This is a genomic window from Paenibacillus sp. 01T443 (assembly GCF_056398325.1).
The window spans coordinates 16,340-28,078 of record NZ_JBFTPE010000023.1; the positions used below are offsets into that span (position 1 = coordinate 16,340).

Genomic DNA, 11,739 nt, shown 5'->3' on the forward strand with positions numbered 1-11,739 from the left:
TTTTAATGAAAAACGGCATTGAATAATTCTTTACCGATCGTTCYCGATATGCTACCATCTAATTGAAAGGAGGAGTCAATCGAGTGGCCAGAACCAAAGAATTTGATGCGGATGCGGTGTTGCTTAAAGCCATGCGGTTATTCTGGGAACAGGGCTATGAGAAAACATCGATGATGGATTTAGTTTCTCATATGGGAGTTCACAAGAGGAGTTTGTATGACACCTTTGGAGACAAGCATTCCTTGTATATCAAGGCGTTAAAGCGATACAGTGAATTTATAGATCAATTAGTTAAACGTACGATAAATGGCAACCATTCTGCGGAGGAAGCGATCAGGCTTTTGTTAGAAATAGCAATCAGTCAGGTTGAAGGAGAGTTCCCTAAAGGCTGCCTTATGATTAATACCGCAGTGGAGTTGTCCCTGCATGATTCAGAATCCAGATCTTGGGTCAATCAGAACTTGATCGGTTCGGAGGAAATGATTCGTGAGCTTATTGAGGCAGGTCAACAATCGGGTGAACTTGATCCTACGCTAGATGCGAAATTGCTCTCGTATTATTTTAATAATGCGGTTACCGGGCTGCGGGTTATAGCGAAAGCGACAGATGACAGAGAGAAATTAAAACTTATTATTGAAACAACGATGTCAATTTTAAAGAGAAAGTAATATTTTTTTACTGTTTTGAGAATGATCATTCTAAATACTGTGGCTACCAAACCTTTTTCGCATGCGGTACAAAACCTACAGCGGCTTTTCCCGGTATTTTATTGGGGAGAGGCCGCTTATTTTTTTGAAAACGTTGCTTGTTGTAATAATCAATGTAATGGTCGAGCTACAATTAAAGGGGATATAACCAAAGTTCGACAAGAGTTAAGCAAATGTCTTTTGGCAATAGTAAGAGGGATTGAAATAAAGGAGGCTAATTAAAATGGCAACAGTCTTGTATATTACAGCTCACCCTCATGATCAGCAGACCTCTTATAGCTTAGCTGTGGGAAAAGAATTTATTGAAGCTTATCGCGAAGCTAATCAAAATGATGAAGTTGTGCATCTTGATCTTTACCAAATGAACATTCCTCATATTGACGCAGATGTATTTAGCGGTTGGGGGAAATTAAGCACAGGCACCGATTTTGCACAATTAGATGATGAAGAAAAAGCTAAAGTAAGCCGTCTCGGCGAACTGGTGGATCAATTTGTGGCGGCAGATAAGTATGTATTTGTTAACCCCATGTGGAATTTTTCATTTCCTCCAATTATGAAAGCATACATTGATTCCATCTGTGTGGCAGGAAAAACCTTCAAGTATGTCCCAGATGTAGGGCCAGTTGGTTTACTGGATGATAAAAAAGCTATGCATATTCAAGCAAGCGGCAGTGTATATACGCAAGGAGGACCATTGGCAGACTTTGAGATGGGTCATCGTTTTTTGGGCGTCATTATGAAATTTTTGGGTGTTCCTTCGCTTGAAGGTATTTTTATTGAAGGGATGGCTGCAACGCCGGATCAAGCACCTGCCATTAAAGAGAAAGCAATTCAACAAGCGCGAGAATTAGCAAAAACATTTTAACAGCAAGAAACTCATTCATTACTAAGGCAACCACTCATCATGGTTGTCTTTTTTTTTGCCGATAACGTCATTGGTTTACAAAAACATTTTGGGTAACAAAATTTAGTGAAGAAAAAAAAACGTTTGATGTCACACATTTGAGTCGTCCTTCGTTTTAATAGAGTAAAAAAAATTAGGAGGTATACAATTATGACTCAACGCTTAAATTATATGCAGCAATCACCTGAGCTTTTCAAAAGAATGATGGAATTCAGCAATGCCGAGAAGGATAGTTCAATTGAAGAGGAAATCCTTGATCTCGTTCACATTAGAGCGTCGCAAATGAATGGATGCGGCTTCTGTCTGGATATGCACGTCAAGCAAGCCAAAATCAATGGTGAAAAGGAACTTCGCCTTTACCATATCTCGATTTGGCGAGAATCAACGTTGTTTACACTACGTGAACGGGCAGCGCTGGCATGGACCGAGATCCTAACCAAACTACCTGAGCATGGTGTTAGCGACGAGGTTTATGACCGTGTTCGCRGGCAATTGTCTGAAAAAGAAATCTCGGATCTGACATTCTCGGTCATGGCGATTAATGCTTGGAACCGTATAAACGTAGCCTTCAAGACCGTACCGGGTTCGGCTGACGCAGCGTTTGGATTGACAAAAGCGGGTCTGAGCTAATCATTATCAGTTACAAGCATAAGGCATTTATGAACATAGTCAGGTCCTTTGGAAATAGAAAGTGAAATTAAAATAATGGAGGCAATCTAAAATGGCAACAGTCTTGTATATTACAGCTCACCCTCATGATCAGCAATCCTCATATAGCTTATCTGTAGGGAATGAATTTATTGAAGCCTATCGCGAAGCTAATCAAAATGATGAAGTTTTGCACCTTGATCTTTACCAAATGAACATTCCTCATATTGACGCTGATGTTTTTAGCGGTTGGGGAAAATTAAGTACAGGAACAGAATTTGCGCAATTAGAAGAGTCAGAAAAAGCTAAAGTAAGCCGTCTCGGCGAACTGGTAGATCAATTTGTGGCGGCAGATAAGTATGTATTTGTTAACCCCATGTGGAATTTTTCATTTCCTCCTATTATGAAAGCATACATTGACTCCGTATGCGTGGCTGGAAAAACGTTCAAATTTATTCCGGGAACAGGGCCTATTGGTTTGCTTGGAGATAAAAAAGCGATGCATATCCAAGCAAGCGGCAGTGTATATACGCAAGGAGGTCCATTGGCAGACTTTGAGATGGGTCATCGTTTTTTGGGCGTCATTATGAAATTTTTAGGTGTTCCTTCGCTTGAAGGCATTTTCATTGAAGGGATGGCCGCAACACCGGATCAAGCACCTGCCATTAAAGAGAAGGCTATTCAACAAGCGCGAGAATTAGCAAAAACATTTTAACAGCAAGAAACTCATTCATTACTAAGGCAACCACTCTTCGTGGTTGTCTTTTTTTTTGCCGATAAGCGTTAAGCCGTTAGGGCGGCATTCCAATCCACTACTTTCCATTTAAGAATAATTAATGTACCTAAAGGAACAATATATATGTTTCGTAATTATTGGTTAGGTTGGGTGAAGGCTATGGATAAGGCAATCGGTAAAATCAGTTTTTTACAAGTTTGCATGATTTTTATGCTTATGAATGGGCTTATGACTCATGTAATCATCAACCCGTTGCTCCTCGAAGCATCTGGAAGGGATGCCTGGATTTCTGTTTTATTAGTTGGTTTGTTATATCTTCCTTGGTGTGCTCTCCTTGTTTTGTTTATGAAGAGATCGGGCCAGCAGAAGCTGCAGCCTTGGTTAGCTAGCAAGACCAATAACATAATATCTTGGATGATTGTAATTCCGATCTGCTTGCAGTTGTTCCTGATCGGATTGTCTACTGTCCTGTATACCGCTATCTGGACTAATATTGATTATATGCCAGGTACACCCAAATTTGCATTGGTCATTGTTTTAGCCTTAGTATGTCACTTTTACGCTACATCAGGCATACGGATGATAGCTATCAGTGCGGGTATCTTGCTTCCCATTGTGATTGCCCTTGGGTATTTTGTGGCTTTCTCGAACACCACGCAGAAAGATTTTACGCTTTTAAAGCCGATTCTGGAGCATGGATGGCAGCCCGTCATACATGGCATGCTTTATGCCGGTGGCGGATTTATTGAACTGCTGATGATCATGGCAATCCAACATCGTCTGAAGTCGGGAGTTCGGGTGTGGAAAATCGCCATTTTTGCAGTGCTTATGGTGTACATCTCGGTTGGCCCCATTATTGGAGCTGTGACCGAATTCGGTCCTGTTGAAGCTGCTAAACAGTCTGAATCTCCGTATGAACAATGGCGCTTGGTCAAATTGGGCAGTAATATCGAACATGTCGATTTTTTATCCGTATTCCAGTGGATGTCTGGCGCGATAATTCGAGTCGGCTTCGCACAATTATTACTGGCGGAAATGATGCCTTTTACAAATTTGAGACAACGCAATCGGTTTATCCTTTTCATTACAATCAGTTATATAGTAATATCAATGTTTCCCTTTGAGAAATATACGATTTATTTATGGATGTATCGATTTTATTTTCCAATTTCCTTAGGGGTGGCTTTGTTCGTATCGATCGTTTGCATATCAATCTCGTTATTTTCCAAGAAGTTCAAGGAGGAGACCGCATGATTGGAACTAAACTTGAATCGGTAAATGGTTGGAATAAGCAGAAATTCAAAAAGCAATTTCTTCACTCTGCGGACGTTGAAATACAGGAATATCGATTTGAAGAAGGCACTGCCGAAGTTATTCTCATCTATAGCGGAGGATTGTGYGATTCCTCACAGATTGCAAAAGTCATTCTTCCAGAGCTTGTTAGCTTGCACCGGCAGCAAAAGTTATCTAACCTGCAATTGGATACTATTTCTGTCCCGCTGCCATTAACAGCGGTAGAGGGCAATCCCTCTCAGGAACAACTTTCCGAATGGATCTTTCAAGGCGATCTCCTTCTGCTATTCTCACAGACGAACCTTTTATTTAAAATGGACATCGCCCGTCGTCCAGATCGTACACCAGAGGAATCAAGCACGGAGATTTCTATCAATGGACCAAAAGATGGATTTGTGGAAGATATCGTTGTTAATGTGGCCTTAGTTCGAAAACGTATTCGCAGCCAATCCCTCTGTTATGAAACTTTTACGCTCGGAAGAAGAACAAGAACAAAGGTAGGCTTGTTATATTTTAAGGATATTATTTCTCCCGACGTGCTAAACGAAGTTAGAAAAAGACTGAATAAGATTGATGTAGACGGACTTCAAAGCATCAATCAACTCGAGCAGAAGATTGCCGATAAGCCGTACACCCTGATGCCCTTATTTGATTATACCGGACGGCCGGACAAGGCAGTCACCAGTTTGCTGAACGGAAGATTTGTCATCATCGTGGACGGTAACCCAATGGTTCTAATTGGGCCGGGGACCTTTTTACTTTTACTAAAATCACCTGAAGATATCTATTTCAATTTCCAATATATTTCGTTTGCACGTTTGATTCGTATAATCAGTTTTCTCTTATCCGTCCTATTGCCGGGCGCTTGGGTAGCCCTCACTTCATTTCACCCGGATCAGATTCCTTTTCGATTGATGGCAACCATTGCCACGGCACGCTTTGGTCTGCCGTTCTCTGGACAAATTGAAATGTTGATATTACTGATGCTGTTGGAGATTTTTAGAGAAGCAGGCCTTCGCCTCCCAAGTGCCTTTGGCCAGACATTGACCGTTGTAGGCGGGTTAATTATTGGGGATGCAGCCATTCGAGCCGGGTTCGTTTCCCCAAGTGTTATCATTGTTGGGGCCATTGTATCAGTGACGGGCGCAACTTTAGTCAGCCAAAATTTAAACGGCGCCGTTAGCATACTCCGATTCGCGTTTTTTTTCGTTTCTGCCGTTTTAGGGATGTTTGGGTTAATCATTAGTGTTGTGCTGTTTATTGGATATATGTGCAAACTGAGCTCCTTCGGAGTTCCTTACATGTCCCCTCTGTCGCCTCCGGTGTTTAAAGAGATGGCAAGATCTATTTTTCGGCTTCCTTGGAGAGAATATAGAAGAAGACCTGCCGACCTAAACACCTTAGATTCCGATAAGCAAGGGGAAGAGCCGCATGAAAGTAATCCTTAAATTGTCTATCGTTCTGGCTGTGCTATTATCGGCGTCAGGATGTTGGGATTCCAAAACCATTCAAAATATGGCTTATGTTACGGCTCTTGGGCTTGATTATAAGGATGGACGTTTTATAGCGTATGTACAGATCCTTAATTTTTTGAACGTGGCAAGGAGCGATAAATTCGAGATAGGCAAAAATGTGCCGACATGGATTGGCAGGGGAGAGGGGAAGACGGCTAATGAAGCGTTAACCTCGCTTTATGCGACATCACAAATAAAATTATACTGGGGGCATATCAAAGCGATCGTCTGTTCGGAAGCTATATTGAAAGACAAAAATGCGCTCAGACAAGCCTATGATGCGATAAATCGCTATCATGAAGTCCGATACAATATTTTGCTGTTTGGTACGAAAGAAAGCTTCTCCAAAATTTTATCACAAAAATCGCTGCTTTATATATCTCCCCTGGATACAATCATGGATACGCCCGAGGAAACCTATGAGCAGAGATCCTCTATTAAGCCTCAGTATGGTTACAAGAACATTGCAGAATTAAATGAAAAGGGCAGAACGATAATTCTTCCAACGCTCTCCATCACGAAACAAGAATGGCAGGAAGATCAAAAGAAAATAACCATGTTTAAAATAGACGGTGCATTCGCCATGCACGAACATCAATTGAAGGGCTGGTTTTCTGAAGACGATCTCAAAGGTGTGAGATGGTTTAAAAAAAGTTCGAAACGCGTATTCATTAATATTCCCGATAATGAAAAACCGGCAGGAGCGTTAGTATTAACTAAACCTCGCCATAGGGTACAGCCGTTAATTGAACAAGATAAAGCCCGTTTTAACATATACATAGAGGTTCGTGCAGCCGTTGAAGAAATGTCGGAGAATGTTTCCATAAAGACGATGGAAGAACAAGCCGCACAAGTGGTTCAAGCTGAAATCCTATCGACGTATCGGAAAGGGCTTTCCAAACAGACGGACCTGTTGAATTTGTTTGGAGAAATTTATAGAAACAACCCCAAAGAATGGCATCGCTTAGACGACGGAGACCATTTGGTATTAAAAGAGGATACCTTAAATAAGATTGATGTCAAAGTGAAACTTACTCAAACTGGAAAATATAAAGGGAGAGTGCTTCCTGAATAGTTGTTTCCTCTAATTTAATAGCAATAAAAAGGTGGAGAAAAATAAAAAACGTTTGATGTCACACATCAGAGTCGACAATCGTTTTATTAGTGTAAAAAAAATTAGGAGGTACACAATTATGACTCAACGTATAAATTATATGCAGCAATCACCAGAACTCTTCAAGAAAATGATGGAATTCAGCAATGCAGAGAAGGCAAGCGCAGTGGAAGAGAAGATACTTGATCTCGTTCACATTAGAGCGTCGCAAATGAATGGATGCGGATTCTGTCTGGACATGCACGTCAAGCAGGCTAAGATCAATGGCGAGAGCGAGCTTCGCCTCTACCACATCTCGATATGGCGGGAATCAACATTGTTTACTCCACGTGAGCGGGCAGCGCTGGCATGGACCGAAATCTTAACCAAAATACCTGAGCATGGTGTTACGGACGAGGTTTATGACCGTGTTCGCGGGCAATTGTCTGAAAAAGAAATCTCGGATCTGACTTTCTCGGTCATGGCGATTAATGCTTGGAACCGTATAAACGTAGCCTTTAAGACCGTACCGGGTTCAGCTGACGCAGCGTTTGGATTATCGAAAGCGGGCTTGAGCTAATCACTTACAAAAACACTGCAAAGCTCAGAGAAGAGCAAAATAGCTTGTGAAAGAAAAGGAGAACCGATTATTTACGGTTCTCTTTTTATTGGTTTCATTATTCGTAGCATTTATGAACTTTATCCAATCCTGAGACAAGAACAGCCTTGTGGACGAACTTCTCACTTTTCACCAGCTTTCAAATAGCTTATAATTATCTGATAATAGTAGATATATTAATCTATAAATAATTGTAAATCACTATGGTAGGGTTATGATTAAAACAGAAAAGGTGTGTGACAAGTTCGCACCTTGGCTTGGTGTGACACCTAAGCAGGAGCGCCTACATCCTTTCTGTAAATTTTAGGGTATAAGGATGGTAATAATGAGCAACGGAGAAACTAAAACAGACGTCATCTTAATCGGTGCCGGAATCATGAGTGCGACTTTAGGTACACTTCTGAAAGAATTAGTACCGGAATGGGAAATTAAAGTTTTTGAGAAACTTGAAAATGCAGGTGAGGAAAGCTCTAACGAATGGAATAATGCAGGAACAGGTCATGCAGCACTTTGCGAGCTTAACTACACAGACGTAAAACCAGACGGATCTATCGATATTAGCAAAGCTATCAAAATTAATGAACAGTTCCAGCTCTCAATGCAGTTTTGGTCCTATCTTGTAAACAGTAAGCTAATAAGTAATCCGCAGGACTTTATCATGCCATTGCCTCATATGAGTATGGTACTAGGGGAACAAAATGTATCTTTTTTAAAGAAACGATTTGAAGCGATGTCAAATAATCCTCTGTTTCAAGGGATGGAATTTTCCAATGACCCTGCAAAACTGATGGAATGGATCCCGCTTATCATAGAAGGTCGTCAATCGAATGAACCTATTGCAGCAACTAAAATTGACACTGGAACTGATGTCAATTTTGGTGCTTTAACGCGCATTTTGTTTGACCACTTAAAGAGTAAAAACACCGAAATTAAATACAAACACAGCGTTGATAATATTAAACGTACTAACGACGGCTCGTGGGAATTGAAAATACGGAACGACAGCGGTAACGTCGAACGCCATAACGCAAAATTCGTCTTTATCGGAGGCGGGGGAGGAAGCCTACATTTATTGCAAAAATCCGGTATTCCTGAAGGTAAACATATTGGAGGATTCCCGGTGAGCGGGATCTTTATGGTGTGTAATAACCCGGATGTCGTAGCGCAGCATCATGCGAAAGTGTATGGCAAAGCTAAGGTTGGAGCTCCTCCAATGTCTGTTCCGCATCTTGATACAAGATTTATCGACAATAAAAAATCATTGCTATTTGGACCTTTTGCCGGCTTCTCGCCGAAGTTTCTAAAAACCGGTTCCATGTTTGATTTGGTAACTTCCGTAAAACCGGATAATCTCGTAACGATGTTATCGGCAGGCGCAAAAAACATGTCTTTGACGAAATATTTGATTGAGCAAGTCATGTTATCGAAAGAAAAGCGCATGGAAGAATTACGAGAGTTTATTCCGAACGCCAAAAGCGAGGATTGGGGCTTAGTAGTAGCAGGCCAGCGTGTGCAAGTGATCAAAGATACTGAAGCTGGCGGCAAAGGCACGCTTCAATTCGGTACGGAAGTTATTAGTGCCGCTGATGGATCCATTGCAGCATTACTAGGTGCATCTCCAGGTGCTTCTACTGCTGTTCATGTTATGATTGCGGTAATTAAAAAATGCTTCCCACAAAAAATGAAAGAGTGGGAACCGAAAATTAAAGAAATGATTCCTTCTTATGGTGTGTCACTAATGGAAAATCCGGAGCTTCTGCAAGAAATTCATACATCAACAGCAGAAACGCTTAGTCTACGCGAAAAAGAGCTAGCCTATAATTAATTTTTTCGGATGTAAAGCCGTTGACTTATAATCAACGGCTTTTGCTGTATCTTCATGGATTAACATATCGAGCAATTTATTAGGGGGTTCATTATGCTAAATCGCATTGATAGATACTGCAGAAGAATATGGTAAAGGAGGAGCTGAAAAAATTGTCGGCCAAGCGATCCAAGATTTAAGAAACAATGTATTCCTTGTAACAAAGGTTTCTGCAAAAAATTGTTCTTACGAAGGTGTTTTAAGAGCGGCTGAGGCAAGTTTAGAACGTTTAAAAACAAATTACATCGATCTGTATTTACAGCATTGGCCAAGCCAAGAGCATAATGTCTCGGAAACGATGGAAGCCATGGTTGAATTGGTAAAAAAAGGATTAATAAAGTATGTTGGGGTAAGTAACTTTACAACCCAGTTAATGCGGGAAGCACAACGCTGTTTAGGCGATATCCCACTAGTTTGTAATCAAGTAGCATATCACTTGAATGATCGAAGAGTTGAGAATGAGATTTTCCCTTATTGTAAAGAAAATGGGATAACTGTTATGGGGTATTCGCCATTCGGCTTTGCTCCACAAGTGTTTGGCATGAATGGTTTTCCCGAGGTCGGAACAAATGAACGAAATGTATTAGATGCAATTGGAGCTAAATATGGAAAGACAGCGTATCAAGTGGCTTTAAACTGGTTATTAAGGAAGGAAGGATTGGTAACTATCCCTAAAGCCGCGAACAAGGAACATATCGTTGATAATCTATATGCTCTAGGTTGGGATTTACAACCAGAAGATCTTGATCATATTGAGTCAAACTTCCCGACCGACAATAATGGATCAAACTAACAAGGAACCGCAATCATCAAAAAGCCCCTAACCCACAAAGGTCAGGAGCTTTCGCATCTCAAGAATAATGTGAGTTTAGGATGACTTTCGTTTTATATGGGTGGGCTTAGACGCCAAAGCATCTAATACTTGAATATGCAATGATTTGGGATAGCTATCATGTCGAGCTTCCAACATTTCTAGCTCATTAAAAGAGCTCTCAATGACTTCACCGTGTAAAAATAATTTCTTTAACTTCCTCGACTTCTTTTTCATGTCGTATTTTTAACCTCCTAGAAAAATGGTTTACCAAAATGTATTGTATGTCATGAAATTAGTCATGACAGGGTATTTGCCTTTGTTAATAAAAAATATGGGCTGCTTAGAGGTAAAATAATAGCAGCTGTCCCATCAACAAGGCAGGATACCCAATCACAATCATAACTAATGAATATGTAAGCAGCTAAAGGAGGCCTATATGTATGAAGTCTCATACCTCTGACCGTATTAAAATCCCGCCAGGATTTTGGGCAGGATTATGTCAATTAGGGATTGCCGCCCACGATGTAGCTCGCAAAGCACGACTGCCGCTCACCATTATTACTGAACCAGTAGTCACCACTGCCCAATATTTCGCGATCTGGCAGGCTTATTCCGATCTCATTGGTGATACTGCCGAAGGAATCATCAAGCTAGTGACCGTCTTTGAAACAGTGAAGTACCCACCGACTGTCTTAGCTACTTACCACGCTCGTGACTATCGCGACGCTCTAAACCGAATGGCTCGCTACAAACAACTGTGCCCCCCCGAAGGCTTACATATCACCGAGGAGGGCGATCACTGTACAATCGAACTGGAATGGCTGCATACCGAGCAACCCGGTCCGCAGATGCTGGCTGGTATCACGCTGGCATTTCTCTTGGAGCTCGGGCGGCGGGGAACAGGTCAACCTCTGACGGCGCGGCTCGTCGAATTTACGCACTCAATGGGCGATGTACAGGCCCTTGAATCTTACTTCGGCTGCCGTATCCTGACTGGTGCAAAATGTAATCGGTTGACGCTGCATCGAAGAGATCTGGATTGCCCTTTTGTCTCATACAACGAAGAGTTGCTGGAGATCCTGACTCCCGTTCTGGACCGTTCGTTGGATGAACAGCAGCGCAGCCGCTCAATTACCGAGATGGTCAAATGGATCATGAAACGCAGCTTCACTGGAGGGCGCCCTGACATGCAGGCTGTTGCAAAGGAGTTGGGGATGAGCGATCGTACCTTACAGCGCCGGCTTACTGACGAAAACACGAGCTTCAAGCAGCTCTTGACACAAGCTAGACATGAGCAGGCACGAGAGTACTTGGCAGACCCCTCACTCGAGATTAAAGAAGTGGCTTTCTTGATTGGATATGAAGACCAGAACTCGTTCTACCGCGCTTTCCGGCTTTGGRAAGGTGATACTCCTTCAAATTGGCGTGCTGTACATTTAGGTGCGAACTCGATATCAGATGCACGCCTAGGAATGCTGACTGTTCGTTAATGGAATTCCCAACCTAACCAATTCTACAGAGAGCCAATATTTACTGATTTTATCACT

Annotated in this window: 11 protein-coding genes; all 11 read left to right on the forward strand. The window is 41.7% G+C overall.

Going from position 1 to position 11,739, the window contains the following annotated elements; genetic code table 11:
- Positions 1 to 83 precede the first annotated feature (83 nt).
- The 11 genes from AC1DLI_RS28340 (at position 84) to AC1DLI_RS28390 (ending at position 11,682) form a co-directional block, all read left to right on the forward strand.
- Positions 84 to 668 carry a TetR/AcrR family transcriptional regulator gene (locus tag AC1DLI_RS28340; RefSeq protein WP_477608123.1) on the forward strand — a complete coding sequence of 195 codons (585 nt, stop codon included), beginning with the start codon at positions 84 to 86 and terminating at the stop codon, positions 666 to 668.
- Positions 669 to 930: 262 nt separating this feature from the next.
- Entirely contained in the window at positions 931 to 1,572 is a 642-nt protein-coding gene (locus AC1DLI_RS28345) for an FMN-dependent NADH-azoreductase (protein ID WP_477608125.1), read from the forward strand.
- Between the two features lie 189 nt (positions 1,573 to 1,761).
- Positions 1,762 to 2,241, forward strand: coding sequence for a carboxymuconolactone decarboxylase family protein (locus AC1DLI_RS28350; protein ID WP_477608127.1), 480 nt, complete (start codon positions 1,762 to 1,764; stop codon positions 2,239 to 2,241).
- A 91-nt stretch (positions 2,242 to 2,332) separates the two neighbouring features.
- Positions 2,333 to 2,974, forward strand: coding sequence for an FMN-dependent NADH-azoreductase (locus AC1DLI_RS28355; RefSeq protein ID WP_477608129.1), 642 nt, complete (start codon positions 2,333 to 2,335; stop codon positions 2,972 to 2,974).
- A gap of 144 nt (positions 2,975 to 3,118) precedes the next feature.
- Positions 3,119 to 4,249: an endospore germination permease gene (locus tag AC1DLI_RS28360; RefSeq protein ID WP_477608131.1), complete on the forward strand. Its 1,131-nt coding sequence runs from the start codon at positions 3,119 to 3,121 to the stop codon at positions 4,247 to 4,249.
- Positions 4,246 to 5,736: a spore germination protein gene (locus tag AC1DLI_RS28365; RefSeq protein WP_477608133.1), complete on the forward strand. Its 1,491-nt coding sequence runs from the start codon at positions 4,246 to 4,248 to the stop codon at positions 5,734 to 5,736. The genes AC1DLI_RS28360 and AC1DLI_RS28365 overlap by 4 nt, the downstream gene beginning before the upstream one ends.
- Positions 5,720 to 6,877: a Ger(x)C family spore germination protein gene (locus tag AC1DLI_RS28370; protein WP_477608135.1), complete on the forward strand. Its 1,158-nt coding sequence runs from the start codon at positions 5,720 to 5,722 to the stop codon at positions 6,875 to 6,877. The genes AC1DLI_RS28365 and AC1DLI_RS28370 overlap by 17 nt, the downstream gene beginning before the upstream one ends.
- 118 nt (positions 6,878 to 6,995) lie before the next feature.
- Positions 6,996 to 7,475 carry a carboxymuconolactone decarboxylase family protein gene (locus tag AC1DLI_RS28375; RefSeq protein ID WP_477608137.1) on the forward strand — a complete coding sequence of 160 codons (480 nt, stop codon included), beginning with the start codon at positions 6,996 to 6,998 and terminating at the stop codon, positions 7,473 to 7,475.
- Between the two features lie 364 nt (positions 7,476 to 7,839).
- Positions 7,840 to 9,339 carry a malate:quinone oxidoreductase gene (locus tag AC1DLI_RS28380; RefSeq protein WP_477608139.1) on the forward strand — a complete coding sequence of 500 codons (1,500 nt, stop codon included), beginning with the start codon at positions 7,840 to 7,842 and terminating at the stop codon, positions 9,337 to 9,339.
- A gap of 106 nt (positions 9,340 to 9,445) precedes the next feature.
- The gene (locus AC1DLI_RS28385) at positions 9,446 to 10,171 is read left to right on the forward strand and encodes an aldo/keto reductase (RefSeq protein ID WP_477608141.1); all 726 of its coding nucleotides are present in this window, start codon (positions 9,446 to 9,448) and stop codon (positions 10,169 to 10,171) included.
- A gap of 461 nt (positions 10,172 to 10,632) precedes the next feature.
- Positions 10,633 to 11,682: a helix-turn-helix transcriptional regulator gene (locus AC1DLI_RS28390; protein ID WP_477608143.1), complete on the forward strand. Its 1,050-nt coding sequence runs from the start codon at positions 10,633 to 10,635 to the stop codon at positions 11,680 to 11,682.
- Positions 11,683 to 11,739 lie beyond the last annotated feature (57 nt).